Source organism: Streptomyces griseorubiginosus (genome assembly GCF_017614965.1).
Taxonomy (GTDB): Bacteria; Actinomycetota; Actinomycetes; order Streptomycetales; family Streptomycetaceae; genus Streptomyces; species Streptomyces griseorubiginosus_B.
This window is the reverse complement of sequence record NZ_WVUG01000058.1, coordinates 1-26106: the sequence shown is the minus strand read 5'-3', so window position 1 is coordinate 26106 and position 26106 is coordinate 1. Positions and strand designations below refer to the sequence as shown.

27 protein-coding genes, 1 tRNA gene and 1 riboswitch are annotated in these 26106 nt (G+C 71.5%); of the genes, 24 read left to right on the top strand and 4 right to left on the bottom strand.

Annotated elements, in window-relative coordinates:
* Positions 1-70 precede the first annotated feature (70 nt).
* Positions 71-583: a hypothetical protein gene (locus GRC12_RS14185; protein ID WP_208779599.1), complete on the top strand. Its 513-nt coding sequence runs from the start codon at positions 71-73 to the stop codon at positions 581-583.
* Positions 584-609: 26 nt separating this feature from the next.
* Complete coding sequence (locus tag GRC12_RS14180) at positions 610-1206, top strand: hypothetical protein (RefSeq protein ID WP_208779598.1); 597 nt, start codon at positions 610-612, stop codon at positions 1204-1206.
* 177 nt (positions 1207-1383) lie between these two features.
* Here the strand turns inward: GRC12_RS14180 and GRC12_RS14175 are convergent, their stop codons facing one another.
* Entirely contained in the window at positions 1384-2421 is a 1038-nt protein-coding gene (locus tag GRC12_RS14175) for a zinc-dependent alcohol dehydrogenase (RefSeq protein WP_208779597.1), read from the bottom strand.
* A gap of 195 nt (positions 2422-2616) precedes the next feature.
* Between GRC12_RS14175 and GRC12_RS14170 the strand changes: the two genes are divergently transcribed.
* The 7 genes from GRC12_RS14170 (at position 2617) to GRC12_RS14140 (ending at position 9139) form a co-directional block, all read left to right on the top strand.
* Positions 2617-3267: a GntR family transcriptional regulator gene (locus tag GRC12_RS14170; protein WP_208779596.1), complete on the top strand. Its 651-nt coding sequence runs from the start codon at positions 2617-2619 to the stop codon at positions 3265-3267.
* A 43-nt stretch (positions 3268-3310) separates the two neighbouring features.
* On the top strand, positions 3311-4060 hold the full coding sequence (locus tag GRC12_RS14165; protein WP_208779595.1) for a PIG-L deacetylase family protein: 750 nt from the start codon (positions 3311-3313) through the stop codon (positions 4058-4060).
* The gene (locus tag GRC12_RS14160; RefSeq protein ID WP_208779594.1) at positions 4057-4761 is read left to right on the top strand and encodes a 4-carboxy-4-hydroxy-2-oxoadipate aldolase/oxaloacetate decarboxylase; all 705 of its coding nucleotides are present in this window, start codon (positions 4057-4059) and stop codon (positions 4759-4761) included. The genes GRC12_RS14165 and GRC12_RS14160 overlap by 4 nt, the downstream gene beginning before the upstream one ends.
* Entirely contained in the window at positions 4758-5861 is a 1104-nt protein-coding gene (locus GRC12_RS14155) for a 4-oxalomesaconate tautomerase (protein ID WP_439959886.1), read from the top strand. The genes GRC12_RS14160 and GRC12_RS14155 overlap by 4 nt, the downstream gene beginning before the upstream one ends.
* Positions 5858-6808, top strand: coding sequence for a catechol 2,3-dioxygenase (locus GRC12_RS14150; protein WP_208779593.1), 951 nt, complete (start codon positions 5858-5860; stop codon positions 6806-6808). Before GRC12_RS14155 ends, GRC12_RS14150 begins: the two co-directional genes overlap by 4 nt.
* Positions 6809-6943: 135 nt before the next feature.
* Positions 6944-8281, top strand: a complete 1338-nt coding sequence (locus tag GRC12_RS14145; RefSeq protein ID WP_208779592.1) for an MFS transporter — start codon at positions 6944-6946, stop codon at positions 8279-8281.
* Between the two features lie 81 nt (positions 8282-8362).
* Positions 8363-9139 carry an alpha/beta fold hydrolase gene (locus GRC12_RS14140; protein ID WP_208779591.1) on the top strand — a complete coding sequence of 259 codons (777 nt, stop codon included), beginning with the start codon at positions 8363-8365 and terminating at the stop codon, positions 9137-9139.
* Between the two features lie 4 nt (positions 9140-9143).
* Here the strand turns inward: GRC12_RS14140 and GRC12_RS14135 are convergent, their stop codons facing one another.
* From GRC12_RS14135 to GRC12_RS14125, 3 genes are all read right to left on the bottom strand, one after another.
* The gene (locus GRC12_RS14135) at positions 9144-10097 is read right to left on the bottom strand and encodes an alpha/beta hydrolase fold domain-containing protein (RefSeq protein ID WP_208779590.1); all 954 of its coding nucleotides are present in this window, start codon (positions 10095-10097) and stop codon (positions 9144-9146) included.
* A 246-nt stretch (positions 10098-10343) separates the two neighbouring features.
* Positions 10344-10763, bottom strand: a complete 420-nt coding sequence (locus GRC12_RS14130) for a BlaI/MecI/CopY family transcriptional regulator (RefSeq protein ID WP_208779589.1) — start codon at positions 10761-10763, stop codon at positions 10344-10346.
* Positions 10764-10922: 159 nt separating this feature from the next.
* Positions 10923-11495, bottom strand: coding sequence for a TetR/AcrR family transcriptional regulator (locus GRC12_RS14125; RefSeq protein ID WP_208779588.1), 573 nt, complete (start codon positions 11493-11495; stop codon positions 10923-10925).
* A 269-nt stretch (positions 11496-11764) separates the two neighbouring features.
* On the opposite strand from GRC12_RS14125, the gene GRC12_RS14120 reads away from it, so the two are divergent.
* From GRC12_RS14120 to GRC12_RS14060, 15 genes are all read left to right on the top strand, one after another.
* A complete protein-coding gene (locus tag GRC12_RS14120; RefSeq protein ID WP_208779587.1) occupies positions 11765-13216 on the top strand; it encodes an MFS transporter in 1452 nt (483 codons plus the stop codon).
* Between the two features lie 96 nt (positions 13217-13312).
* A tRNA-Pro gene (locus GRC12_RS14115) sits at positions 13313-13386 on the top strand.
* A gap of 149 nt (positions 13387-13535) precedes the next feature.
* Positions 13536-15353 (top strand): ABC transporter ATP-binding protein, encoded by a 1818-nt coding sequence (locus GRC12_RS14110; RefSeq protein WP_208779586.1) that lies wholly within the window; start codon positions 13536-13538, stop codon positions 15351-15353.
* Between the two features lie 354 nt (positions 15354-15707).
* A complete protein-coding gene (locus GRC12_RS14105) occupies positions 15708-16082 on the top strand; it encodes a hypothetical protein (protein WP_208779585.1) in 375 nt (124 codons plus the stop codon).
* Between the two features lie 39 nt (positions 16083-16121).
* The gene (locus GRC12_RS14100) at positions 16122-16781 is read left to right on the top strand and encodes a hypothetical protein (protein WP_208779584.1); all 660 of its coding nucleotides are present in this window, start codon (positions 16122-16124) and stop codon (positions 16779-16781) included.
* 111 nt (positions 16782-16892) lie between these two features.
* Positions 16893-17003: a putative leader peptide gene (locus tag GRC12_RS46930; RefSeq protein WP_355756035.1), complete on the top strand. Its 111-nt coding sequence runs from the start codon at positions 16893-16895 to the stop codon at positions 17001-17003.
* A gap of 146 nt (positions 17004-17149) precedes the next feature.
* Complete coding sequence (locus tag GRC12_RS14095) at positions 17150-18013, top strand: glutathione S-transferase C-terminal domain-containing protein (protein ID WP_208779583.1); 864 nt, start codon at positions 17150-17152, stop codon at positions 18011-18013.
* Between the two features lie 65 nt (positions 18014-18078).
* Positions 18079-18188, top strand: a riboswitch (SAM riboswitch).
* A 325-nt stretch (positions 18189-18513) separates the two neighbouring features.
* Positions 18514-19494, top strand: coding sequence for an amino acid ABC transporter permease (locus GRC12_RS14090; RefSeq protein WP_208779582.1), 981 nt, complete (start codon positions 18514-18516; stop codon positions 19492-19494).
* The gene (locus GRC12_RS14085) at positions 19491-20288 is read left to right on the top strand and encodes an amino acid ABC transporter ATP-binding protein (RefSeq protein WP_208779581.1); all 798 of its coding nucleotides are present in this window, start codon (positions 19491-19493) and stop codon (positions 20286-20288) included. The genes GRC12_RS14090 and GRC12_RS14085 overlap by 4 nt, the downstream gene beginning before the upstream one ends.
* A 64-nt stretch (positions 20289-20352) precedes the next feature.
* Positions 20353-21381: an ABC transporter substrate-binding protein gene (locus GRC12_RS14080; protein WP_208779580.1), complete on the top strand. Its 1029-nt coding sequence runs from the start codon at positions 20353-20355 to the stop codon at positions 21379-21381.
* A gap of 87 nt (positions 21382-21468) precedes the next feature.
* On the top strand, positions 21469-22194 hold the full coding sequence (locus tag GRC12_RS14075) for a GNAT family N-acetyltransferase (RefSeq protein WP_208779579.1): 726 nt from the start codon (positions 21469-21471) through the stop codon (positions 22192-22194).
* A 59-nt stretch (positions 22195-22253) separates the two neighbouring features.
* The gene (locus GRC12_RS46925) at positions 22254-22340 is read left to right on the top strand and encodes a putative leader peptide (protein WP_319193969.1); all 87 of its coding nucleotides are present in this window, start codon (positions 22254-22256) and stop codon (positions 22338-22340) included.
* A 77-nt stretch (positions 22341-22417) separates the two neighbouring features.
* Positions 22418-23626 carry an LLM class flavin-dependent oxidoreductase gene (locus GRC12_RS14070; protein ID WP_208779578.1) on the top strand — a complete coding sequence of 403 codons (1209 nt, stop codon included), beginning with the start codon at positions 22418-22420 and terminating at the stop codon, positions 23624-23626.
* A 21-nt stretch (positions 23627-23647) separates the two neighbouring features.
* Positions 23648-25021 (top strand): NtaA/DmoA family FMN-dependent monooxygenase, encoded by a 1374-nt coding sequence (locus tag GRC12_RS14065; RefSeq protein WP_208779577.1) that lies wholly within the window; start codon positions 23648-23650, stop codon positions 25019-25021.
* On the top strand, positions 25018-26106 hold a 1089-nt coding region (locus GRC12_RS14060), incomplete at its 3' end, for an LLM class flavin-dependent oxidoreductase (protein ID WP_308286550.1). The genes GRC12_RS14065 and GRC12_RS14060, both read left to right, overlap by 4 nt.

Here is a 26106-nt window from a genome sequence, read left to right as displayed (position 1 = left end):
TATCCGCCCAGGTGAGGGGACACATCGTCGCGACTGGCGAGCCCCACGCCACCGGGTGATCGTGGAGGGCATGGCGCAGAGCACGGCGGCCGCCTCCGGGCCGCACCGGCACGACACCCGCGAGACCGTCCTGTTCGGCGGTGTCTACGGCTCGGTCCTGGCCTGCTCCATGGTCGCGGCCCTCTCCCAGTACGGCCACACCTCCCGCGCCAGCCGCCGCTACGACGCCCTGTGGCTGCTGGTGACCGCGCTGGCCTCCGCCCTCGCGCACGGCTACGCCCACTACATCGCCGAACGCGAACCGCACCGCCGCTGGGACGCCGTGCGCACCCTCGCCGACGAATGGCCGCTGGTCACGGCCGTCCTGCCGACGGTGCTGCTGCTCGCGGGCGCCGGCTGGGGCTGGTGGCCGCCGAAGGGCGTGGAGTACGCGGCGTTCGTACTGAACATCGTGCTGCTGTTCACCCTCGGCCTGGTCACCGCCCGCTGGTCGCGCCGCTCCTGGCCGGTGTCGGCCCTCACCGGCGTGGGGGACGCCTTGCTGGGCTTCGTCGTCGTGCTCGCCAATGCCGTCATCAAGTGACCCGGTTCACTGTAAGGTCCTCCCCCGTGGGGACGGACATCGACGGCGCCATCGAGAGCAGATCGGCAGACGGACGCTGGCAGATCGAGGCCGATCTGCTGGACCTCAGGCCTCCGCGGGACTACGACGCCTGGGAGTGCCTGTTCGGCGTGCGCGGAACGGGCGACGTGGAGCGCCCGCTCTTCGCCGAGCGCGGGATCCCGGACGACCTCTCGGAGGAGGTGCGGGAGGCGGCGGTCGGCGACTACCAGTACAGCCACACCTACGCCACCTGGGCCGAGGTCCGCGCCGTGGACTGGGACGCGCCGCTCGCCGCCCGGCCCGCCTGGAACCGGGCGCTCAGACGCGGCCCGGAGGGCGACGAGGTGGTGCGGGTGACTCCCGGCCTGCGCGAGGCGGCGGCCAGGACCTTCGGCGGGGGAGACCTGTTGCTCGCCCCCGCGGAGTGGCCGCCCGGCGGCCAGGTGCGGGTGGACGACGCGGTGTACCGGCCGGTCCTGCTCACGGCCCGGATGCTCGCGCCGCCGAACGAGGGGTGCTGGTCCCAGGTGTGGAGCGCCATGCGGGGCCTCGCGGCCGAGTACGGCGACGAGCAGGTGCGGCTGGTCGTCTGGTTCGGCTGACCCCGGGACGCCGGCGACCGGTCCACCCGGACTCCGTGTCCCCACGCCGGCCGTCAAGCGGAGCCTCGTCCAGGACTTCCCCCGGACGGACGATCCTGACGGCCGCCGTCCCGATGGGCGAACGGCGGCCGTGGGTGCGGCAGTCGGGGTTCCTCGTTCGAGGCGCGCCGGTCGGTGTCACGCGTCGAACGTGACGACGACCTTCTCCGCCGCGCCCGGCGTCATGGCGAGCGCGAACGCCCGCTCCACCTCCGTGAACGGCACCCGGTGACTGACCAGTTTCGCGAACCGCTCGTGATGCTCGACGATCTCCGGCGTCACCTCGAAGATCTCCGTCGGATACCCCTGGGATGCGATGAGCGTCAGCTCGCTGCGCAGCATGCCGCCGAGATCGATGTCCGCCCCCTTCTTCTGCACGGCGACCATGACGAGCTTCGCTCCCCATTTGGCGGCGTCGACGGTGGCGTCGAAGACGGCGGCGACTCCGGCGGCGTCGATGTAGATGTCGGTGCCGGCCCGCGGCTGGCCCAGGGCGTTGACGGCCTCGCCGTGCAGTTCGGTCAGGCGGGCGGTGACGTCTTCGGTGGCGGAGTTGATGACGGCGTCGGCGCCGACGGCCAGCGCGGTCTCCAGCCGTTCGGGGATGACGTCGGCGACGACCACGTGCTGGACGCCGCGCAGTTTCAGCCAGATGGTCGCGCCCAGGCCGATGGGCCCGGCGCCGAAGACGACGACCTTGTCGGCGGGCCGCGCCCCGGAGCGGTTGACGCAGTGCCGGGCGACGGCCATCGGCTCGTTCAGCGCGGCCACGTCGAAGGGCACGGTGTCCGGGAAGACGGCGACCGTCCTGCCGATCTCGGCGTCCTCCAGCAGCAGGTACTCGCTCATCGCCCCGTGCTCGCCACCGCAGCCGATGATCCCCGAGGGCACCCCCTGCGGGTTGACCACCACCCGGTCGCCGACCTTGAGGTCGGTCACCTCGCCGCCGACCTCGACGATCTCACCGGCCGGTTCGTGCCCGAGCGGGATCGACCGCATCGAGCCGTCGGCCCCGACCGGCATGCCACCGATGTGCAGGAAGAAGGTGTCGGTGCCGCAGATCCCGCAGGCACGGATCCTGACCAGCACGTCCTTGGGGCCCGGCACGGGACGTTCGACGTCGACCAGGTCGATGTGGTTCTGGGCGCCGGTCCTGACGGACTTCATGGTGGACATGGGAAGGCTCGCCTTCTGTGGGGTGGGTGGGAGAGGGGGTTTCACCGGTCTCACTGGCTTACTTGACTTAGGCAAGCACATTCTTGTTACTTAAGTCAAGCAACTAACTGTATCCGCAATATGGCGCACAAAATTGTTGACAATCTCGTCTGGCTAGATTTAGGTTCGACACGCACTCACTCAGGGAGGGCAGCGATGCCGAACGAAGCCCGTCCGAGCACCGGGGAGCAGGCCAAACGGCATGCGCTCGCGCGGCTGCGGCAGGCGATCCTGCACGGCGAGATGGCACCGGCACAGCGACTGGTGGAGAACGAGCTCGCCGAGCAGTTCGGTGTGACACGGGCCAGCATCCGCGCCGCACTCATCGATCTCGAGGCACAGGGCCTCGTCGAGCGGATCCGTAACCGCGGCTCGCGGGTGCGGGTGGTGACCGTCGAGGAGGCGGTCGCCATCACCGAGTGCCGCATGGTCCTGGAAGGACTGTGCGCGGCCAAGGCCGCCGCCGTGGCCAGTGACGAGCAGCTCGCCGAGCTGACCGAGCTGGGCACGGCGATGACCAAGGCCGTGGCCGACGGTGAGCCGGTGACCTACTCCGAGCTCAACCAGGAACTGCACGCCAAGGTGCGCGAGTTCTCCGGCCAGCGCACCGCCGTCGACCTGCTGGAGCGGCTCAATGCCCAACTGGTGCGTCACCGTTTCCAGTTGGCGCTGCGGCCGGGCCGTCCGCAGCACTCCCTGAAGGAGCATCTGGCGATGATCGAGGCGATCAGGGCCAGGGACCCGCAGGCGGCCGAGGCGGCCGTCCGCGCGCACCTCACCAGTGTGATCGAGGCGCTGCGCGACTGAACGTGCGACGGCGGGCGCACACCGGAAAACGGGAGTTCGAGCAATGACCCAGGCCAACCCGCCCGCCCGTCCACGTTCCACCCTCGTCGTCACCGCGCATGCCGGGGACTTCGTGTGGCGGGCGGGCGGCGCCATCGCTCTGGCCGCCGCCCGCGGTGAGCAGGTCACCATCGCCTGTCTGACCTTCGGTGAGCGCGGTGAGTCGGCCAAGGCGTGGCGCGAGGGCAGGAAGCTGGAGGAGATCAAGGCGATCCGCCGCCAGGAGGCGGAGAAGGCGGCCGCCGTGCTCGGTGCCGAGGTCCGCTTCTTCGACGCCGGCGACTACCCGCTGATCGCCTCGGCCGGGCTGACCGACCGGCTCGTCGCCGTCTACCGCGAGGTCCAGCCGGACGTCGTGCTCACCCACCCGGCCGAGGACCCCTACAACGGTGATCACCCGGCCGCCAACCGCATGGCCCTCGAGGCCCGCATCCTGGCGCAGGCCATCGGTTACCCGGGCGACGGCGACATCATCGGCGCCCCGCCGGTCTTCTACTTCGAGCCGCACCAGCCCGAGATGAGCGGTTTCCGGCCGGAGGTCCTGCTCGACATCACCGAGGTGTGGGACACCAAGCGCCGGGCGATGGAGTGCCTGGCCGCCCAGCAGCACCTGTGGGACTACTACACCGACCTCGCCGTGCGCCGGGGCGTCCAGCTCAAGCGCAACGCGGGCCCGAACCTGGGCCTGGCGCACACCACCATGGCCGAGGCGTTCATGCGGCCGTTCCCGCAGATCGCGAAGGAGCTGGCGTGAGCGGCGTGATCGTCACCAACCCGCCGAAGGCGGACGCGAAGGACGTCGAGGCGCTGGCCGGGTTCGGGGTGGCCACCGTCAGCGAGGCGATGGGCCGCACCGGCCTGCTGGGCCCGGACATCCGTCCCGTCCAGCAGGGCGTACGGGTGGCCGGCACCGCCGTCACCGTGCTGAGCTGGCCCGGCGACAACCTCATGATCCACGCGGCGGTGGAGCAGTGCGGCGAGGGCGACCTCCTCGTCGTCACCACCACCTCGCCGTCCACGGACGGCATGTTCGGCGAGCTGTTCGCCACCGCCCTGCACCGGCGCGGGGTGCGCGGGCTGGTCATCAACGCCGGCATCCGGGACACCCAGGAGCTGCGCGAGATGGGCTTCCCCGCCTGGGCCCGGGCCGTCTCCGCGCAGGGCACCGTCAAGGCCACCGGCGGCTCGGTCAACGTCCCCGTCGCCATCGACGGACAGGTCGTGCGCCCGGGCGATGTGATCCTCGCCGACGACGACGGTGTGGTCGTCGTCCCCCGTGAACGCGCCCGCGAGACCGTCGGGAGGTCGAAGGCCCGCGAGGCCAAGGAGGCCGCCTCGCGCGCCGCCTTCCTCGACGGCCAACTCGGCCTGGACCGCTACGGCCTGCGCGAGAAGCTCAGCCAACTGGGCGTCGAGTACCGCACGTTCGAGGAGTACGAGGGGGAGCGGCCGTGAGTGACGGGGTGCCCTGTCTGCTGATGCGCGGCGGCACCTCCAAGGGCGCCTACTTCCTCGCGGGCGACCTGCCCGCCGAACCCGCCGAGCGGGACGCCCTGTTGCTGCGGATCATGGGCAGTCCGGACGAGCGGCAGATTGACGGCCTGGGCGGCGCGCACCCGCTCACCAGCAAGGTCGCCGTCGTTTCGCCCTCCGCCGACCCGGAGGCGGACGTCGACTACCTCTTCCTCCAAGTCGCCGTCGACAGGCCCGAGGTGAGCGCCCGTCAGAACTGCGGCAACATACTCGCCGGCATCGGCCCCTTCGCCGTCGAGCGCGGGCTGGTACCGGCGGGGGAGCGGGAGACCTCCGTGCGGATCCGCATGGTCAACTCCGGCGACCGCGCGACGGTGACCTTCCCGACCCCGGGCGGACGCGTCGACTACACGGGGGGCGCGGAGATCTCCGGCGTGCCGGGGACGGCCGCACCGGTCGTCATCGAGTTCCCGGCCGGGGCAGGGCCGTTGCTGCCCACGGGCAACGTCCGCGACGAGGTCGCCGGAGTGCCCGTCACCTGCGTGGACAACGGCATGCCGACGGTGCTCGTCGCGGCCTCCTCCCTCAAGGTCACCGGCTACGAGACGCCCAAGGCCCTGGAGGAGGACGTCGTCCTCGCCGACCGGCTGCGGGAGATCCGCCTGGAAGCAGGCCGGCTGATGGGCCTCGGCGACGTCTCCGACACCACCGTGCCCAAGCTGACGCTGCTCGCCCCGCCCCGGGACGGCGGCGCGGTGACCACCCGGACCTTCATCCCGGTCCGCTGCCACACCTCCATCGGCGTGCTCGGCGCCGCGAGCGTGGCCGCCGGGCTGCGGATCGAGGGCGGCGTGGGCGCGGAAGTGGCCGTCGCCGACACGGGCGGCGACCGCCTCCGCATCGAACACCCCACGGGATTCCTCGACATAGAGAGCAGCATCGACACGACCACCGACGGGCCGCCCCGCGCCCGCCGCACCGCCGTGGTCCGCACCGCGCGCAAGATCTTCGACGGCACCGTCTTCCCCCGCTCCGCCGGGACGGCACCGATCCCCCCGCACCCCCCAGGAGGTCAGCGATGACTCCGCCGCTCGGCGACATCGCCCACATCGGCCACGCCCAGCTCTTCACCCCCGACCTGGACGCCAGCGTCGCCTTCTTCACCGACTACCTCGGCCTCACCGTCAACGGCCAGGACGGCGACACCGTTTACCTGCGGACCTTCGACGACTACGAGCACCACAGCCTCGTGCTCACCGCTCGCGAACAGCCCGGCCTCGGCCGTCTCGCCCTGCGCTCCTCCAGCGAGGAGGCCCTGCACCGCCGTGTCGAGGCGATCGAGGCGGCGGGCGGCGGCGGCACCTGGGCCGAGGACGAACCCGGACTCGGGAAGCTGTACGTGACCACCGACCCGGACGGACACGAGCACGCGCTGTACTGGGAGAGCGAGCACTACCGGGCCCCCGACGAGCTGAAACCGGCGCTGAAGAACCAGCCGCAGGCCAAGCCCAACCGGGGTGTGGGAGTGCGCCGCCTGGACCACGTCAACTTCCTCGCCGCCGACGTGCTGTCGAACGCCGAGTTCCAGGAACACCTCCTGGGTGCCCGCCCCACCGAGCAGATCCAACTCGACTCGGGCCGGATCGCGGCCCGTTGGCTCACCTTCAACAACAAGTCGTACGACGTCGTCTACACCGAGGACTGGACCGGCTCCACCGGCCGGCTGCACCACATCGCCTTCGCGACCGACACCCGCGAGGACATCCTGCGCGCCGCCGATCTCGCCATCGACACGGGCGTGTTCATCGAGACCGGGCCGCACAAGCACGCCATCCAGCAGACGTTCTTCCTCTACGTCTACGAACCCGGCGGCAACCGGATCGAGCTGTGCAACCCGCTCACCCGTCTCGTGCTCGCGCCCGACTGGCCGCTGATCACCTGGACCGAGGAGGAGCGGAAGAAGGGGCAGGCCTGGGGTCTGCGCACCATCGAGTCGTTCCACACGCACGGCACACCGCCGGCCGGCTGAGCCGCCCCCGCGGGGCGCGGAGCCACTCCGAGAACACCGTCGACCGAACTGTCGATGAGATTGTTGACAAAACTGTTGACTCGTCGGCAGTGGCTCTCTAGCGTCTGGCGCACCCGGTATGAGAGGCAACCAACGATGTCTTCCTCCCCCTCCCCGTCCCCCTCCCCGTCCGCTCGCGTCGGCAGGCTCGCCCTGCTGGTCGTCGGCCTGTGCTGGCTGGCCGTGCTCTTCGACGGGCTCGACATGTTCATCTACGGCTCGGTGCTGCCGCACCTGCTGGAGACGAAGACCTTCGGGCTCACCGCCGACCAGGCCGGTGACCTGGGCAGCTACGCCACCTTCGGCATGCTTCTCGGCGCGCTCACCGCGGGCACGGTCGCGGACCGGATCGGCCGCAAGAAGCTGATGACCGCCTGCGTGACGCTGTTCTCGCTGGCATCCGGGATCTGCGCGGTGTCCGGCAGCGTCGCGGTCTTCGGACTCGGCCGCACCCTGGCCGGCGTCGGCCTCGGCGGCCTGCTGCCCACCGCGATCAGCATGGTCTCCGACTACGCCCCGCGCGGCCGCGGCGCTCTCGTCATCGGTCTGCTGATGACCGCCCACCACGCGGGCGGCATCCTCTCCGCCTATGTGGCGAAGTGGCTGGTGGAACCGGTCGGCTGGCGGGCGGCGTTCTCGGTCTGCGTGGCTCCGCTGCTGTTCGCTCCGGTGCTGGTGAAGTGGCTGCCGGAGTCGCTGAGCTTCCTGCTCGCCAAGGGGCGCACCGAGGAAGCCGGGGAACTGGCCGCCCGCTACGAGGTGGAACTGCCCGCCGTGGCCGGCCGCACTTCCGCCGCCGACCGCTGGGACGCGCTGCGGAACCTCTTCCGCGGTGGCGAGTGGATCCAGACCCTGCTGTACTGGCCGGCCTCCTTCGGCGGACTGCTCCTGGTGTACGGCGTCGCCACCTGGCTGCCCACCCTGATGCGGACCGAGGGCTACGAGCTGACCAACGCCCTGACCTTCGTCGTCGTCTTCAACCTCGGCGGCATCGTGGGCATGCTGGTCGCCGGCCGCGCGGCGGACCGGTTCGGCGCCCCGCGCATCTCGGCGATCTGGTTCGCGCTGACCGCCGCCGGCGTCTACCTCCTCAGCGTGCACATGTCGACGGGCGTCACCACCCTGGTCGTCTTCCTCACCGGCGTCTTCCTCAACAGCGCCCAGACGATGATCTACGCGACGGTCTCGATCCGCTCGGCCCCGGACAACCGCGCCACGGCCGTCGGCTGGACCTCCGGCATGGGCCGCTTCGGCGCGGTCTTCGGCCCGTGGCTCGGCGGCCGGCTCCTCGCCGCCGGCCACGCCGACTGGGGCTTCACCGCCTTCGCCCTCGCCGGAGTCTCGTCCATGGTCTTCATCGGCGTCGCGTCCCTGCGCACACCGAAACCCCCCACCCCGGCAACCACCGACCACCCGCTGCTCGCCACCCACTGACCACCGCAGAGGCACAGGCGCGACGCCGGCCCATGGGGCACACGGGATGCGGGAGGGCGTCGGGGGAGTCACGCTCGGGGTATGACGGAGCGATGGGACGTACGGCGGGCCGGCCCCGTCGACGCGGTGCACCGGGTGCTGATGATCCCCGGCGGGCTGTGCTCGACCGGGTTCTACGCCGATGTGATGGCCCAACCCGCGCTCGCCGGGCTGGGCTTGGTCGCCGTGACCATGCCGGGATTCGCCGGGACGCGGGCGCCCGGGGACGTCAGCATGGAGTACTACGCGGAGCTGATGGCCCGGTTCGCGGCCGACAACGACTGTGACGTCGTCGTCGGTCACAGTCTCGGAGCGAACGTGGCCATCGAGATGGCCGCGGCCGGACGGTTCAAGGGGCCGCTGGTCCTGCTGTCGCCGACCTTCTCGCGGGCGGACGAGGCGACGTTCCTCACGGTGCTGAACGCGCTGGGCCGCGTGCCGCTGCTCGGGCCGGCCTCCTGGACCGGCATGCTCAAACTGATGCCCAAGGCGATGAAACGGGAACTGCCCCCGCACCGGGCCGAGGAACTGCTCGCGGACGTGGCCGCCAACGATCCCGCCGTCTGCCGCCGGATCGTACGGCGCTACTACGAGTACCTGGGCCGCCATCCGGCACTGGTCCCACGGCTGTGCGAGGCCGCGGTCCCGGCGTGGGTCGTACGCGGCGACCGCGACGAGATCGGCCTGACCGACGAGGAGCGGAGAGAGCTGGAGGTCTGCCCGCACGTGCGGATGGTCACCGTGCCCGATGCCGGGCACATGGTCGTGGTCCAGCAGCCCGAGCGGGTCGCCGCCGTCATCGCGGAGGCGGCGGCCTGACCCGTCACGGCTCGATCACCAGGTCCTGGGCGTCCGCCCCCGCCTCCCGTATGTGACGGGCGATCAGGGCATAGCTCTCGCGGGCCCGTTGGTCGTCCGAGCCGTCGTACCCGTGATCGACGCCCGGTACGTCGCGGTACTCCACCAACGCTCCCGCCGCCCGCAGGCGGTCGGCGTACCGCGCGCCCTCCGCCCTGAGCAGATCCAGCTCGGCGGTGATGACCACCGCCGGCGCGATCCCCTTCAGGTCGGCCGTGTCCGAGGGGTGCGCGGGCGACACCAGCCGGTCGGTGCGCGACGCCGGGTCCGGGACGTACGACGTGTCGAAGACGTCGGCCATCCAGGGCCGCAGCACCGGTTTGGCGGCGGCGCTGTGCTTGTCGCGGGCGTTCGTCGCCAGGTCCAGCGGCGGATAGTGCAGGACCTGGAGGCCGATGGACGGGCCGCCCTCCTCCAGCGCCTGCCGTGCCACGGCCGCCGCGAGGCCGCCTCCGGCGCTCTGTCCGCCGACGGTGAGCCGGGCACCGTCCCAGCCGTGCTCCGCGCCGTGTTCGGCGACCCACCGCACGATCTCGTACGCCTGCCGGGGCGGCGCGGGGAAGGGATGCTGCGGGGCGACGGCGTAGTCGACGTTGACGACGACCACGCCCGCCTCGGCGGTGAGGAAGCGGCACAGCGGGTCGTCGATCTCCGTCAGGGCGACGACGTACCCGCCGCCGTGGAAGTTGACGTGGACGGGCGGTGTCCCTTCGACGGCCGGCCGGTAGACCGTGGCACGGGCCGGACCCATCGACGTGGGGACGGTCAACTCGCTGACGGTGCGCGGGTATTCGGGGAACCTGGCGTGGGACGCGGCGGCGGACCCGCGTCCGCCGGATTGCCGGTCGGCCAGCCGGGTCAGGCGCTGCATGGTTCTGGCGGCGACGGCGGCCACCGCGGGCCGGGCCAACAGGGACATGCCGGCTCCCTTCGAGGGCATACTTGAGGGAACCAATCATCAGGATTCCTGCTGATCGGTGGAGGGGAAGATAGCACGCCGACGTGTGCCACCGTCGACGACCGATCGGTGACGGTCGTCGGCGTCCGCGCGAACGTGCTCGTGGGGGCCGGGGTCGCCGGTCTCGCGGCACAGCCGGGCCGGTGTCCGACGGCCCCTTCCCGGCGACCTCGCGGAAAGGGGACGTAGAGGCTGATCCGCACCGGCTCAGGGTCCCTCGGTCGTCGAGCCGTTCGCGTCGTCGCGTCCGGCGTCGCTCCGGGCGAGCAGTCGGTGGAGCAACTCCTCATCCTCGCGGGAGAGTTCGGAGACGAAGCGGCTGAGCACCGCCTCGCGGTCGGAGCCGTGTTCCAGCAGCGCGTGCATCTGCTCGGCGGTGTGGGACGCCTCGTCGCGCACGGGCGCGTACGCGTAGCCCCGTCCCGCGCGGTGGCGGACCAGCATCCCCTTGTCGTAGAGGCGCGAGAGGATCGTCAGCACGGTGGTGTAGGCGAGGTCGCCGGGCAGCCGGTCCAGGACCTGCCGGGCGGTCAGCGCGCTGTCGGCCGCCCACAGCGCTGCCAGCACCCCGCTCTCCAGCTCACCGCGGGCCCGCCTGCCGGACGCCTCGCCCTCCCGGTCGCGCACCGCACCTCACCGTCCTTGGTCGCCCGGCGCCTCAGCCTACTCGCTGGACTACTACGTCCTGTAGGACGTGACGGGACCTTCCACGGCCGTCCCCGCCGACAGCCTCACCCGCGTCCGGCGCTCGGCCCGTCGCGCGAGCACCGGCCGCACGGGGTCTGATCAGCGGGCGGTGGCGCGGACCCCGTCCAGGGCGATGGCGAGCACACGGTCGCGCTGGGCGTCGTCGTCGAAGGCCGTCGCCGTGATGCCGGCGACCATCCGCAGCAGGTCGATGAAGTCCATGTCCCTGCGGGCCTCACCCGCCTCCTGGGCCCGTTCGAACAGCGGTCCGCCGGCCGCGTACATCGACTCCCGGCAGGCCTGGAAGATCTCCGACTCGTCGTTGAGCGCCTCACGCACCGCCCGCTTGGTCACCATGTAGTCGGTGAACCGCCGCAGCCACGTCGTCAGTGCCTCCCAGGGCTCGAGGCCGGCGACCTCACCGGCGACCCGGCACAGCTCGTTGACCTCGTCCGCGTACACGCTCTCGAAGAGGTCCCGGCGGGTGGGGAAGTTGCGGTACAGCGTGCCGATGCCGACGCCCGCGCGGCGGGCGATGTCCTCCAGGGACGCGTCCGCCCCATGGGCCGCGAACGCCTCGCGGGCCGCGTCCAGCAGGGCGTCGTAGTTGCGTGCGGCGTCCTTCCGGTGCGGCCGCCGCGACGCCACGATCTCGCCGACGGGGAACGTCACGGATGCCTCCTGAACGTGACTGATACGGAGGGTCGCCTCCGCTACTTGAAGCGGAGGTGTGCCTCCGCTAGAGTGGAGGCGTACCTCCACTTTAGCAGTGCGGGTGCGCCCGCCGTGGATCCGCGCGGCCCGCGCATCCGCCCACCACCTTTCCGCGACCGCTCACCGCGGCCGTCGGCGTGCCCGTAGCCGCCCCGTCGGCGCCCCGGGCCCGTACGACCGTGGCCAGAGAACTCCGGCCGCACCCGTTCGTTCGGAGAGGCTCGTCCATGCCCCGCAAGTCCACCCGTCTCACCTTCGCGGTCCTCGCGACCGGCGCCGGTGTGTTCGCCATGCTGCAGTCGCTGATCGCGCCGGCCCTGCCGACCGTCCAGCACGCGCTGCACACCTCGCAGTCCACCGCGACCTGGGTGATGACGGCCTACCTGCTGTCCGCCTCCGTCTTCACCCCGATCCTCGGCCGCGTCGGCGACCTGATCGGCAAGAAGCGCACCCTCGTCGCCGTGCTGTTCGTCGTCCTGGCCGGCTGTCTGCTCGCCGCGCTCGCCCCGACCATCGGCGTGCTGATCGTCGCCCGGGTCGTGCAGGGCGTCGGCGGCGCCCTCTTCCCGCTGTCCTTCGGCATCATCCGCGACGAGTTCGAGACCTCCCGGGTCAGCGGCAGCATCAGCAACCTGTCCGCCGTCATCGCCGCGGGCGGCGGCGTCGGCATCGTCGCGGCCGGTCCGATCGTGTCCGCCCTCGACTACCGCTGGCTGTTCTGGATCCCCGTCGGCGTCGTCGCGATCACCGCGCTGATCGCCCTGCGCTATGTCCCCGAGTCCCCCAACCGGGCTCAGGGCAACGTCAGTTGGCTGGGCGCCGGACTGCTGTCGGCCTGGCTCGTGGCGCTGCTGCTGCCGCTGAGCCAGGCGAGCGTCTGGGGCTGGGGCTCGATCAGGGTCGTCGGCCTGTTCGCCGCGGCGGTCGTGCTGTTCACCGCCTGGCTGCTGTCCGAGGCCCGCTCCCGCACCCCGCTGATCGACCTGCGCGTGATGCGGCTGCCCGCCGTGTGGACCACCAACGCCGCGGCCCTGCTGTTCGGCGCCGGCATGTACGCGCTGTGGTCCTTCCTGCCCGGCTTCGTGCAGACGCCGAGCTCCGCGGGATACGGCTTCGGCGCCAGCGTCACGACGTCCGGACTGCTGATGCTGCCGATGCTGGTGGCCATGTTCCTCTCCGGCATCCTCAGCGGCCGGCTGGAGCCCGTCGTCGGCGCCAAGTCCCTCCTGACGGCCGGTGCCACGCTCGGCGCCGTCGCCCTCGGACTGCTCGCCGCCTGGCATGACGAGCAGTGGCAGGTCGCCCTGGTCTCGGGCGTGTTCGGCCTCGGCATCGGTCTCGCCTTCGCCTCCATGGCCAACCTGATCGTCGGCAGCGTCCCGGCCTCCCAGACCGGCGCGGCGACCGGCATGAACGCCAACATCCGCACCATCGGCGGCTCCATCGGCGCGGCCGTGACCAGCGTCCTGGTCACCGGGCACCTCCAGCCCTCGGGCCTGCCGTACGCCTCCGGCTACACCCACGGCTTCGCCCTGCTGGCGGTGCTGTGCCTGGCGGCGGCCCTGGCCGCCCTGCTGGTGCCGACGGCACGCGCGGGGCGCCCCGGCCCCACGGCACGGGCGGCCTCCGTCCCGGCCGAGGCCGAGCCGCGGACGGTCACGTCCGGCACCGCGAGCTGACGCCCCAAGCCACGCCCCCCGGCCCGGCGGGAACACCGTCCCGCGTACGGTAAAGTTGACCTGCCTGATCGCACGGGTCACCCCGCGAAGAGGCACCGGGACGTGGCGCAGCTTGGTAGCGCACTTGACTGGGGGTCAAGGGGTCGCAGGTTCAAATCCTGTCGTCCCGACGGTTTCGCAGCGGGTCTGCCGATGACGGCAGGCCCGCTGTTTTTTCGATGCCTGCGCCGGTCTGCCCGGAAAACGCTTGGACCAGGCGGGTTTGTTCCTGGGACACTCCCATCCCTGACCCGCCCGCACTCGCGACCTCAGGATCGGAATGGGATTACCCGATGCTCGCGCGGCCACGCCGCGCAGGGGCTCCGTGCTTCTCGCACTTCGTTACTACGGACGGGAGCTGGCCCGGCTGCGCCGGATGACGGTGCCCGCGCTGCTGCTGCCCGCCCTCGGAAACATCGGCCTCAACTACCTCGCGCCGCTGGTCGTCGCCAAGCTCGTCGCCCGCATCTCCGACGACCACGGCATCAGGCTCGCCGCGACACTGCCGTACGTCCTCGTCTTCGCCGGAGTGATGCTGCTCGCGGAGGGAGTGTGGCGCGTCGGGCTGCACTGCCTCAACCGTCTGGACGCGCTCGGCATCGAGCACCTCTACGTCCTCGGCCTGGACGAACTGTTCGCCAAGGACGCCGCGTTCTTCCACGACAACTTCGCCGGCGCGCTGACCAAGAGGGTGCTCAGCTTCGCCTCCCGCTTCGAGGAGTTCGCCGACACCCTCACCTTCAACATCGTGGGCAGCCTCGTACCGCTGCTGTTCGGCTCGGTGGTGCTGTGGCGCTACCAACCCTGGCTCGTCGTCGGGCTGTTGGCGATGATCGCGGTCACCGCGGTGTGCGTCGCGCCGCTCATCCGGCGCCGTCAGGCCATCGTCGACCAGCGCGAGGAGGCGATCGCCCGGGTGTCGGGCCATGTCGCCGACAGTCTGATGAACATGGAGACGGTCCGCGCCTTCGCCGCCGAGCGGCGCGAGGCCGCCGAGCACCGCAGGCGGGTCGCCGACTCGCGCCGGCTCATGCTCCGGTCGTGGGACTACGGCAATCTGCGCATCGACACCCTGGTCGCACCGATGTCCGTCCTCACCAATGTGCTGGGCCTGTTGCTCGCGGTCGCGCTAGGAGGGGGCGGACACGGCGTGGAGGCGGTCGTGGTCGCCTTCACCTACTACACCAACGCCACGAAGATCATGTTCGACTTCAACCAGATCTACCGCCGGCTGGAGAGCTCGATGACGGAGGCCGCGCAGTTCACCGAGCTGCTGCTGGTCCCGCCCACCGTGCTGGACCCGCCGTCCCCCGAGCCGCTGCTGCCGGCACCGGCCGACGTCCGCTTCGAGCGCGTCGACTTCACCCACGGCGGCGGCGAACCGCTCTTCCAGGGTCTCGACCTGGCCGTGCCCAGCGGCACGAGGATCGGACTGGTCGGCCGCTCCGGCGGGGGCAAGACGACGCTGACCCGGCTGCTGCTGCGGATGATGGACATCGACGCGGGCCGCATCCTGATCGGCGGCCAGGACATCAGCCGGATGCGGCAGGCGGACCTGCGCGGCCTGATCGCGTACGTGCCGCAGGACCCGGCGATGTTCCACCGCACGCTGCGGGAGAACATCGCCTTCGCCCGGCCGGACGCCACCGACGCCGAGATCCGCCGCGCGGCCCGGGCGGCGCACGTCACGGAGTTCGCCGACGCGTTGCCGGACGGCTTCGACACCATGGTCGGCGAGCGGGGCGTCAAGCTCTCCGGCGGCCAGCGCCAACGCGTCGCGCTGGCCCGGGCGATCCTGCGGGACGCCCCGATCCTGCTGCTCGACGAGGCGACCAGCGCGCTGGACTCCGAGAGCGAGATCCTCGTCCAGGAAGCCCTGTGGCGGCTGATGGAGGGGCGGACCGCGCTGGTGGTCGCGCACCGGCTGAGCACGGTCGCCGGCATGGACCGGCTCGTCGTCCTCGACCGCGGCCGGATCGTCGAACAGGGCACCCACCAGGAACTCCTCGCCTCCGCCGGCGCCTATGCCAAGCTCTGGCAGCACCAGTCCGGCGGCTTCCTGACGGACGACAGCCCGGCGGGCGCGGACCTGCACTGAGCCCGGCCCCGGCAGCACCCCGGCTCGCCCGGTCCAACGGTGTGGGTGACAACGTCCGCAGGCTCCCGCGCTCACGGCCGCCGGTCCGCGTCCGGCTCGTGGCTGACGGCCGGCTCGTGAACTCCGCGGGCCGGCCGCCGTGTTGGGGAGCGACGACGGTCCCTCCGGTGCCGAACGGGCATCGCCGGGCAGGAAACGGCCGAACAACGGCGGCGTCCCGCCGCCGGTCGTGCGATATGCGTCGACTCCGCTCAAGCCCCGAGGAGCCGGCCGACCCGCCGATAGCTTCCTCGTGTCGTCGCGCCGGTGATCGTCACCGTGCGGTGTCGAGGAAGCCGCAGGGGAGGTGGGTGGATGGACCCGGGGACACTGGTGGCGCAGGCGCTGGCCGCGGGGGTGGGGGCCGGTCTGAGCGGCGCCGCCTCGTCGGCGGTGACCGAGTGCTACGCCGCCCTGAAGCAGGCGCTCGTACGGCGGCTCGCGGCCAGGCCCGGGGCCCTGGAACGCATCGAGCTGCTGGAGCGCCGGCCGGGCGGATCGGCCGAAGGGCTCGCCCACGATCTCGTCCTGGCCGGTGCCGTGGACGCCGAAGTCGTGGAGCACGCCCGCCGGCTGCTGGCCCTGACCGCCCCGGACGCGGGCCCGCGCGGGACGTACCGGGTCGATCTGCGGGAGGCCCGGGGCGTGCAGGTCGGCGACGGCAACACCCAGCACAACACGTTCGGTTAGGCGCCCGACCGACACCCACGGGCCGCAGAAAGCACCGCCATGATGAGGAACAGCCGGACCAACGGCGCCCAGGCCGGCGACGGCAACGTCCAGCACAACACCTACCTGCCCCCGCAGCGGGCCACGCGCCGCCGCTCACGGGACTACGCGCCCACGGCGACCGTGACCGCGGGCGACCACTCCACGGTCACGCAGAAGAACACCCATCTGAAGTTCTCGGTCCCCGTCATCGGCCCGCTGCTCGGCATGGCCTCCGCACACCCCGTGATCGCCGGCGTGGCGGCGGTGACGCTCGTCGGGGGCGGCGGTCTCGCGACCACGGCCGCGCTGTCCAGCCCGCAGCCCTCCGTCTCGACAGCGCTGGTCCGCGGGTTCCGCATGATGGACCCCGGGGGCACGCCGACCGGCTACGACTTCAGCCACACCCCGCCGGTCCCGGCGGGCACGAGCACCGACGCCATCTACGTCTCGGGCGGCTTCCTGGCCGCGAGCAACGGCAAGCTGGCCTCCTGGAACTCCGACAAGCTTCCCACCGCGGCGGACTGCCGCAAGGCGGTGGCGGAGAATCCCGTGCGCCAGACGGTGACCGCGGTCCACTACCTCACGTGCTACGTCGACCGCAACGGCAACCCCGGCTACATCCTGGTCACCGCCGTCGGAAGCGAGTACACGACCGTCGACACCGCTCATCTCCGCTGACCTCACCGGGAAAGTCCACCGGGGCGTCCGCCATGCGGGACGCCCCTCTTGACGTGGTTCGCGGTCGGATCGACACTCACTGAGGGAATCCTAGTGAATAGGTAGGGAAACATGAGGCGCCTTGAACCGGTCACCGTCCGCGTGGTCCGTTCGCCTCTTCTGACCTCCCGCCGCCACATCGATCTGCTGCGAGTCTGCAGCGCGATCAGGCCCCAGGGCTGAGCCGCGGCCCTTCCGCGCCGGCACCGCCCCCTGGGGGCGCCCCGTCCGGCGCGCACGGGTGAGCCCTGCTCCCAGGACCGCCGCCCCATTCCCGCCCGACGTCGCTTCCGCCGCGCGTACGTCCGCGCCCGCTCCCGGGGAGAGTCATGACCATCGCACCGCTCGCCGCCCACGCCACCGACCGACCCGCGCCCGCCTTCCGGGGCCGCATCGGCCGGGACGCGCGCAGCGGCCACTACGCCGTTCCGGGCCGCTACCGCCTCCATCTGTCGACCGCCTGTCCCGACGGCCTGCGCATCGCCGTCACCCACAGCCTGCTCGGCCTGGACACCGTCTGTCCGGTGACCCACCTGCCCGCCGTGCCCGACTGCCCCGAAGGCGGCCACTCGGCCCTGCGGCCGCTGTACGAGGCCAGCGCCCACCGCTACCGCGGACCGGCCGTCGGACCGGTGCTCAGCGACGACTGGTCCGGACGGATCGTCAGCACCCACACGCCGGACATCATGCGCGACCTCGCCCGCCGTTTCTCCACCGGCGGCACCTCCCTCCACCCGTGCGGCGCGGAGTCGGAGATCGAGGCCGTGGAGCGGATGTGCCGGGAGGGGATCGAGGAGGCGGCGCAGCGGGCCGGGTCGGCCGGCGAGGACGCGGTGGTGTGTGACACGGCACTGACCACCCTGCTCGACACCCTGGGCGCCCTCGACCGCTGGCTCACCGGCCGCACGTTCCTGATCCGTGACGAAGTCACCGCGGCCGACGTCGAGTTGTGGGCCGCGCTGGTCCAGCTGGACACCGTGCACCGCAACCACCTGGACGCCGCCGCCGTCCAGCGCATCGCCGACCATCCCACCCTGTGGGCCTACGCACGCCGGCTCGCCGCCCACCCGGCGTTCGGCGGCCACCTCGACCTCGACGGCATCGAACGCCGTCACCACGCCCGCTGCCGGGGACTGGAGGCCGCCGGAGCGGCCGTACGGATCCTGGACTGGGCGGCCCACCGCACCCGTTAGCCGTTCCACCTGGTGGACGGGCGTTGACATACGTTCGGGCAATTGTTTTAACTAGCAACCAGAACGGTCATGAGCGTCAGCGACAAGCCCTGGCTAGCTGACCGGCAACCCTCGCACCGCGGTGGGGTGCCCCAGGTGACGACCGGACCGGATGACCTTTCGGTAAGCGCGAGGCCCACACGGGCCGGAACAGTGACGGTGACGCCATGTACGCAGCTCCCAGGACGGCCACGCGCCGCCCACAGGGCTGCGTACGGCCGTACCCGAACCCTCTCGTCGCCGATCGCGCCGTCGATCTGCTCCGCGTGAACAGCGCACTGTGTACCGCATCGGGCCGTGCCCGCTGTCGGGGCTGACCTCTTCCCGCAGCCCCCGCACCCCCTGACGAACACCGCGAACGCGGTGTGCCGTCGTCCTTCCCGCCCCCGGTACCCCGCTGTCGCGTCCGCCGCCGCATGCCGCCGCGCCGTCCGGGGTGTCCGACCCAGCCGGAGCCCACCATGAGTGAACCCCCTGGCGCCACCGTCACGCTCGCGCCGACGTCCCCCGCCGACGAACCGTCAAAAGTCCTCACCGCCCAGCGAGTTCTGCCGCTGCGGCGCCCGGGACGCTGGATCGCCACCGCGGTCGTCCTCGTCCTGGTCGCACAGTTCGTGCACGGGCTGGTGACCAACCCGTTCTACCAGTGGGACCGCTGGGGCTACTGGTTCCTGCGCCCCACCATCCTCGACGGCCTGGTGATCACCCTTGAAGTCACCGCCTACAGCGCGGTGTTGGGCCTGCTCGGCGGCATCCTGCTCGCCCTGGCCCGGCTGTCGAGGAGTCCGGTGCTGCGCGCGGTCAGCTGGACGTACATCTGGGCGCTGCGCTCCGTCCCGCTCATCGTGGTGCTGCTCTTCCTCTACAACTTCAGCGCCCTGTACAAGACGTTGAGCGTCGGCATCCCCTTCGGTCCGGCCTTCTTCTCCTTCGACGAGTCGAGACTCGCCACCGACATGGTCGTCGCCGTCGTCGGCCTGAGCCTCAACGAGGCGGCCTACGCGGCCGAGGTCGTCCGCGGTGGCATCCTCTCCGTCGACCAGGGCCAGCACGAGGCGGCCGCGGCACTGGGTCTGCCGAAGAGCTACCAGTTCCGCAGGATCGTCTTTCCGCAGGCGCTGCGCTCGATCATCCCGAACTACGTCAACCAGCTCATCGGCCTGATCAAGGGCACCTCGCTGGTCTTCTACGTCTCCCTGCTCGACCTGTTCGGCTCCGCGCAGACCATGGGCTCCACCTATCCCGGCGACATCGTGCCGCTGCTGCTGGTCGTCACCGTCTGGTACCTGATCCTGACCAGCGTCGTCTCCGTCATCCAGTTCTACGTCGAGCGGCACTACGCCCGCGGTGCCACCCGCAGCCTGCCGCCGACCCCGCTGCAGAAGCTCCGCACCGCTCTCACCGAGCTGCGGGCCCGCATCCGCCGGGAGGCCGCCGTATGACCACCGACACCATCGAGGCCCTGGCGGACGTCGAGGCCGCCACCGTCGAGGTGCACGACGTGCACAAGTGGTACGGCACCCACCGGGTGCTGGACGGCGTCGACCTGACCGTCCGCCCCGGCGAGGTCACCGTGATCCTCGGCCCCTCGGGCTCCGGCAAGTCCACCCTGCTGCGGGTCATCAACCACCTGGAGAAGCCCGAGATCGGCTACGTCAGCATCAACGGCGAGCTGATCGGCGTACGCAGGCAGGGGGAGCGGCTGAAGGAGCTCAGCGAGCGGGCCATCCTCACTCAGCGGAGCCGGATCGGCTTCGTCTTCCAGAACTTCAACCTCTTCCCGCACCTCACCGTCCTGGACAACGTGGCCGCGGCCCCGGTCGCCACCGGCCGGCTCGGCAGGACCGAAGCGCAGGAGCTCGCCCGGGAACTCCTCGGCCGCGTCGGCCTCGCCGACAAGACTGGCGCCTACCCGCGCCAGCTGTCGGGCGGGCAGCAGCAGCGCGTCGCCATCGCCCGCGCCCTCGCGCTGCGCCCCGGCGTCATCCTCTTCGACGAGCCCACCTCCGCCCTCGACCCCGAACTGGTCGGTGAGGTGCTCGCCGTCATCAAGGACCTGGCGACCAGCGGCACCACCCTCGTCATCGTCACCCACGAGATCGGCTTCGCCCGCGAGATCGCCGACCGGGTCGTCTTCATCGACGGCGGCCGGATCGTCGAGCAGGGCCCGCCCTCCGAGGTCCTCGACAACCCGCGGCACGAGCGGACCAGGGACTTCCTCAGCAAGGTCCTCTGACCCGCCGCACCCCTCAGACCTCCCCCCACACCACCCTCATCACCTCCAGCGACAAGGAACGGCCATGCCCACCCAGTTCACCCGACGCAGCCTGATACGCGGCATCACCGCGGCGACCGCCGTCGCCTCCCTGGCCACCGGGCTCGCCGCCTGCGGTGGCAACAGCGACGCGGCCACCTCCACCGACGCCGCCGCCAAGACCGGCGCGGTCGTCATCGGCCAGGTCTCCAACGGCGCCGCCCAGCAGACCTCCATCAAGGTCTCCGAGGTCAAGTCCATCAGCGCCGAACTGCCCGCCGCCGTCAAGAAGAGCGGCAAGCTGGAGATCGGCATCGGCGCCCTGCCGGCCGGCTTCCCGCCGCTGGCCTACGTGGGCAGCGACCAGAAGACCCTCACCGGCGCCGAGCCCGACTTCGGCCGCCTGGTCGCCACGGTCCTCGGACTCAAGCCCGAGGTGAAGAACTCCACCTGGGAGAACCTCTTCGTCGGCATCGACAGCGGCAAGGTCGACGTGGCCTTCTCCAACGTCACCGACACCGAGGAGCGCAAGAAGAAGTACGAGTTCGCCTCCTACCGGCAGGACAACCTCGCCTTCACCGTGCCGAAGAAGAGCACCTGGAACTTCGACGGCAACTACGAGAACCTCGCCGGCAAGACGGTCTCCGTCGGCTCCGGCACCAACCAGGAGAAGATCCTCCTGGAGTGGAAGGCGAAGCTGGCCAAGGAGGGCAAGAAGCTCAACGTCAAGTACTTCCAGGACAGCAACAGCGTCTACCTGGCCCTGTCCAGCGGCAAGATCGACGCCTACTTCGGCCCCAACCCCGGCATCGCCTACCACAACCGCCAGGTGGCCAACACGCCCAACGCCACACGTACGGCGGGCACTTACTCGGGCGCCGGCGCGAGCCTGCAGGGCCTGATCGCGGCCACCGCGAAGAAGGACAGCGGCCTGGCCAAGCCGCTCGCCGACGCCATCAACTACCTGATCAAGAACGGTCAGTACGCCGAGTGGCTCAAGGCCTACAACCTCTCCAACGAGGCCGTGGCCAAGTCCGAGGTCAACCCGCCCGGACTGCCGCTCGACAACTCCTGACCACCGCGCGCCGGGGGCCCCGCCGCCGCTCCGCGGCGGAGCCCCCGCGCCGGACATCCCGAGCCGCACACCGGAGACCGCCACACCATGTCCGTCATCGCCCTCGACGCCAACTCCTCGCACCTCCTGGACAACCCCGCCTGGGCCGCGCTCACCGGCCCGCACGCCCGCTTCGCCGAACGCGTGGGCAACGCCGTCCGCTACCAGCCGGACGTGGCACCTTTCCACGCCCTCTCCGACGAGGACGACCCGCGCGCCTGGGCCGACCTCGCCGCACTCGTCGGCCCCGGCGGCACCGCCGCGGTGCGGGGCGTGACCGAGGCGGCGGAGGGCTGGGAGGTCGTGCGCACCGGGCACGGCGTCCAGCTCGTGGACACCGCCCTGCGCGCCGAGCCCGACCCCGAGGCCGTACGGCTCGGCCCCGACGACGTGCCCGAGATCCTCGACCTGGTCGCCCGCACCGAGCCGGGCCCCTACCTGCCCCGCACCGTCGAACTGGGCACCTACCTCGGCATCCGCCACCAGGGCCGGCTGATCGCCCTGGCCGGCGAGCGCCTGCACCCGCCGGGCTGGACGGAGATCAGCGCCGTGTGCACCGACCCCGCCCACCGCGGCCGGGGCCTGGCCACCCGTCTGGTCCGCGCGGTCGCCGCCGGCATCAAGGAGCGCGGCGAACACCCCTTCCTGCACGCGTCGGCCACCAACGCGAACGCGATCCGGCTGTACGAGTCGATCGGGTTCACCCTGCGCCGCCGTACCGTCTTCTCGCTCGTCCGGCACACCGGGGCCGCCGCGCTGGAAGAAACGGCATAGCCGTGCCGTTGTCCTTGTCGAAGGCGAGTGCTCGGCCCGCGCGGACGGAGGTGCGACACATGACACGTGTACTCCGTGCCGTCCGCCTCCACTCCCGGCCCCACATCGACCTGCAGCGCGTCGCCGGCTCCCTCTGTAGCTCCTGACCCCGTTTCCCCAGCCGCCGTGCGCCCCGACTCCCGCGGGCCGGCGATCTCGTACGGACCTCCAGGAAGGCACCCTCGTGTCCGCAACTCCCGCTTCCCCCCTGCACCTTGCCGTCGCCCTCGACGGCACCGGCTGGCATCCCGCCTCCTGGCGCGAGCAAGTCGCCCGCCCCCGGGACCTGTTCACCGCCGGATACTGGGCCGACCTGGTCGCCGAGGCCGAACGCGGCCTGCTGGACTTCGTCACCCTCGAGGACGGACTCGGCCTGCAGTCCTCGCAGTTCGGCGAGCTCGACGGCCGCACCGACCAGGTGCGCGGCCGCCTCGACGCCGTACTCACCGCGTCCCGCATCGCGCCCCTGACCCGGCACATCGGCCTGGTCCCGACCGTGATCGCCACCCACACGGAGCCCTTCCACATCTCCAAGGCGATCGCCACCCTCGACTACGTCAGCACCGGCCGCGCGGGTCTGCGGGTGCAGATCTCCGCCCGCCCCCACGAGGCCGACCACTTCGGACGCCGCACCTTCCCGCCGATCGACCTGGGCGAACTGCGGAGCCCGGCCGGGCAGGAACGGCTCACCGACCTCTTCGACGAGGCCGCCGACTACGTCGAGGTCGTGCGCCGGCTCTGGGACAGCTGGGAGGACGACGCGGAGATCCGGGACGTCGCCACCGGCCGTTTCATCGACCGGGACAAGCTGCACTACATCGACTTCGAGGGCAGGCACTTCAGCGTCAAGGGCCCGTCCATCACCCCGCGCCCGCCGCAGGGCCAGCCGCTGGTCACCGCCCTCGCCCACCAGACCGTGCCCTACCGGCTGGTGGCCCGCCAGGCCGACGTCGGCTACGTCACCCCGCGGGACGCCGAGGACGCCCGGGCGATCGTCGCCGAGATCCGCGCCGAGCAGGAGGCGGCCGGACGCGCCGGTGAACTCCTCCACGTCTTCGGTGACCTGGTGGTCTTCCTGGACGACGAGCAGTCCGCCGCGGAGGACCGCCGCGCACGTCTCGACGCCCTCGCGGGGGAGCCGTACACCAGCGACGCCCGCGTCTTCACCGGTACGCCCGCCCAACTCGCCGATCTGCTGCAGGAGTTGGCAGCGGAGGGCCTGACCGGGTTCCGGCTGCGGCCCGCCGTCGCCGGGCACGACCTGCCCGCCGTCACCCGCGGCCTGGTCCCCGAACTCCAGCGCCGGGGCGTCTTCCGTACCGCCTACGAGGCCGACACCCTGCGCGGCCTGCTCGGTCTCGCCCGCCCCGCCAACCGCTACGCCGCCGCCTGAAGCCGGAAGGACCGCACCGACATGACCAGCAAGCCGCTGAAGCAGATCCATCTGGCCGCGCACTTCCCGGGCGTCAACAACACCACCGTGTGGAGCGACCCGAAGGCCGGCAGCCACATCGAGTTCGACTCCTTCGCGCACTTCGCGCGGACCGCCGAACGCGCCAGGTTCGACTTCCTGTTCCTCGCCGAGGGCCTGCGCCTGCGTGAACAGGGCGGAAAAATATACGACTTGGACGTGGTCGGGCGCCCCGACACCTTCACGGTCCTCGCCGCGCTCGCCGCCGTCACCGAGCACCTCGGTCTGACCGGCACCATCAACTCCACCTTCAACGAGCCCTACGAGGTCGCCCGCCAGTTCGCCAGCCTCGACCACCTCTCCGGCGGCCGCTCCGCCTGGAACGTCGTCACCTCCTGGGACGCCTTCACCGGCGAGAACTTCCGCCGCGGCGGCTTCCTCCCGCAGCAGGAGCGCTACTCCCGCGCCAAGGAGTTCCTGGCCACCGCGAACGAACTCTTCGACTCCTGGCACGGCGACGAGATCATCGCCGACCAGGCCACCGGCGTCTTCCTGCGCGACGCCAAGGCCGGCTCCTTCGTGCACACGGGCCAGCACTTCGACATCCACGGCCAGTTCAACGTCCCGCGCTCCCCGCAGGGCCGTCCCGTCATCTTCCAGGCCGGCGACTCCGAGGAGGGCCGGGAGTTCGCCGCCTCCTCCGCCGACGCCATCTTCAGCCGGCACGCCACCCTGACCGACGGCCAGGCCTTCTACACGGACGTCAAGAACCGTCTCGCCAAGTACGGCCGCCGTCCTGACCAGTTGCTGATCCTGCCCGCCGCCTCCTTCGCGCTCGCCGACACCGACGCCGAGGCGGAGGAACTCGCCAGGGAGGTGCGCCGCCAGCAGGTCAGCGGGGCCACCGCCATCAAGCACCTGGAGTTCGTCTGGAACCGGGACCTGTCCTCCTACGACCCGGAGGGTCCGCTGCCCGACATCGACCCGGACGTCAGCGGTGACCACATCTCCAAGGGCCGCGCCCAGGTGCGGATGTACCGCGACCCGCTGGCCACCGCCCGCGAGTGGCGCGAACTGGCCGCCGCCAACAACTGGTCCATCCGGGATCTGGTCATCAACACCGGCAACCGGCAGACCTTCGTCGGCTCCCCGGCGACCATCGCCAGGACCATCAACGACTACGTCCAGGCCGACGCCAGCGACGGCTTCATCCTCGTCCCGCACATCACCCCGGGGGGCCTCGACGACTTCGCCGACAAGGTCGTCCCGCTGCTGCAGGAACAGGGCGTCTTCCGCACCGAGTACGAGGGCCCCACCCTCCGCCACCACCTGGGCCTCGCACACCCCGACGCCGCCGACGACCGGGTCGCGTCGTGAAGTTCCTGGCGATCACCCTCATCGTCCACCGGCCGGATCCGGTCACCGGCGAGCTGAAGCCGACCCACGACCGTTTCCGCGAGGTGCTCGACAACGCCCTGCTCGCGGAGGAACTGGGCTTCGACGGCTTCGGCGTGGGGGAGCGGCACGAGCGGCCGTTCATCTCCTCGTCGCCGACCGTCGTCCTGAGCCATGTGGCCGCCCTCACCCAACGCATCCGGCTGTTCACCGCGGTCACCACGCTCAGCCTGCTGGACCCGGTACGCGCCTACGAGGACTACGCCACCCTCGACCATCTGTCGGGCGGCCGTCTGGAGCTGATCATCGGCAAGGGCAACGGCGCCGCCCAGCGCGAGCTGTTCCACGTCACGCCCGAGGACCAGTGGGACCGCAACGCGGAGAGCTACGAGGTGTTCCGGCAGATCTGGCGCCAGGACAAGGTCACCGCGGCGACCCGCTTCCGGCCTCCGCTGACCGACGCCGAGGTGTGGCCGCGGCCCTACCAGCGGCCGGTGCGCGTGTGGCACGGCAGCGCCACCAGCAAGGAGTCGGTGGACCTGGCCGCCCGCTACGGCGACCCGCTGTTCTCGGCGAACGTCACCAACCCCATCGAGCCCTATGCCGAGTTGATCCGTCACTACCGCGAGCGCTGGGAGCACTACGGCCACGATCCGGCGCGGATCGCCGTCGGCGCCGGCACGGCGGGCATCTACGTCGCCCCCACCTCGCAGGAGGCGCTCGCCGCCTACCGGCCGCTGTTCGAGGCCAACCTGGCGTTCTTCAAGAAGGCCGGACTGCCGGTCGTCTTCGAGACCCTGGAGGACTTCGTCGAGCGCAGCTCGGCCCTGATCGGCAGCCCGCAGCAGGTCATCGACAAGGTGCACCGCTACCACGAGCAGTTCGGACACACCGTCGTCCATCTGCACGCGGACGCGGGCGGCCTGACCGACAGCCGGCACACGGCGATCGTCACCGCGAGCGGCCGGGCCGAGCTCGGGAACGTGACGCTGGCCCGGCAGGGCGGCACCGAGCTGCCGCCGCCGGGGGCGTGGACCATCGACCCCGCGCACTCCTCGGTGGGCGCG

What these genes read in the sequence shown, in the direction of transcription:
- GRC12_RS14165 (WP_208779595.1), top strand. Translation starts at nt 3,311, where the DNA reads ATGACCCAGGCCAACCCGCCCGCCCGTCCACGTTCCACCCTCGTCGTC.
- GRC12_RS14150 (WP_208779593.1), top strand. Translation starts at nt 5,858, where the DNA reads ATGACTCCGCCGCTCGGCGACATCGCCCACATCGGCCACGCCCAGCTC.
- GRC12_RS14185 (WP_208779599.1), top strand. Translation starts at nt 71, where the DNA reads ATGGCGCAGAGCACGGCGGCCGCCTCCGGGCCGCACCGGCACGACACC.
- GRC12_RS14175 (WP_208779597.1), bottom strand. Translation starts at nt 2,421, where the DNA reads ATGTCCACCATGAAGTCCGTCAGGACCGGCGCCCAGAACCACATCGAC.
- GRC12_RS14105 (WP_208779585.1), top strand. Translation starts at nt 15,708, where the DNA reads ATGGACCCGGGGACACTGGTGGCGCAGGCGCTGGCCGCGGGGGTGGGG.
- GRC12_RS14080 (WP_208779580.1), top strand. Translation starts at nt 20,353, where the DNA reads ATGCCCACCCAGTTCACCCGACGCAGCCTGATACGCGGCATCACCGCG.
- GRC12_RS14085 (WP_208779581.1), top strand. Translation starts at nt 19,491, where the DNA reads ATGACCACCGACACCATCGAGGCCCTGGCGGACGTCGAGGCCGCCACC.
- GRC12_RS14065 (WP_208779577.1), top strand. Translation starts at nt 23,648, where the DNA reads ATGACCAGCAAGCCGCTGAAGCAGATCCATCTGGCCGCGCACTTCCCG.
- GRC12_RS14075 (WP_208779579.1), top strand. Translation starts at nt 21,469, where the DNA reads ATGTCCGTCATCGCCCTCGACGCCAACTCCTCGCACCTCCTGGACAAC.
- GRC12_RS14145 (WP_208779592.1), top strand. Translation starts at nt 6,944, where the DNA reads ATGTCTTCCTCCCCCTCCCCGTCCCCCTCCCCGTCCGCTCGCGTCGGC.
- GRC12_RS14170 (WP_208779596.1), top strand. Translation starts at nt 2,617, where the DNA reads ATGCCGAACGAAGCCCGTCCGAGCACCGGGGAGCAGGCCAAACGGCAT.
- GRC12_RS14120 (WP_208779587.1), top strand. Translation starts at nt 11,765, where the DNA reads ATGCCCCGCAAGTCCACCCGTCTCACCTTCGCGGTCCTCGCGACCGGC.
- GRC12_RS46925 (WP_319193969.1), top strand. Translation starts at nt 22,254, where the DNA reads ATGACACGTGTACTCCGTGCCGTCCGCCTCCACTCCCGGCCCCACATC.
- GRC12_RS14100 (WP_208779584.1), top strand. Translation starts at nt 16,122, where the DNA reads ATGATGAGGAACAGCCGGACCAACGGCGCCCAGGCCGGCGACGGCAAC.
- GRC12_RS14095 (WP_208779583.1), top strand. Translation starts at nt 17,150, where the DNA reads ATGACCATCGCACCGCTCGCCGCCCACGCCACCGACCGACCCGCGCCC.
- GRC12_RS14140 (WP_208779591.1), top strand. Translation starts at nt 8,363, where the DNA reads ATGACGGAGCGATGGGACGTACGGCGGGCCGGCCCCGTCGACGCGGTG.
- GRC12_RS46930 (WP_355756035.1), top strand. Translation starts at nt 16,893, where the DNA reads ATGAGGCGCCTTGAACCGGTCACCGTCCGCGTGGTCCGTTCGCCTCTT.
- GRC12_RS14135 (WP_208779590.1), bottom strand. Translation starts at nt 10,097, where the DNA reads ATGTCCCTGTTGGCCCGGCCCGCGGTGGCCGCCGTCGCCGCCAGAACC.
- GRC12_RS14090 (WP_208779582.1), top strand. Translation starts at nt 18,514, where the DNA reads ATGAGTGAACCCCCTGGCGCCACCGTCACGCTCGCGCCGACGTCCCCC.
- GRC12_RS14110 (WP_208779586.1), top strand. Translation starts at nt 13,536, where the DNA reads ATGGGATTACCCGATGCTCGCGCGGCCACGCCGCGCAGGGGCTCCGTG.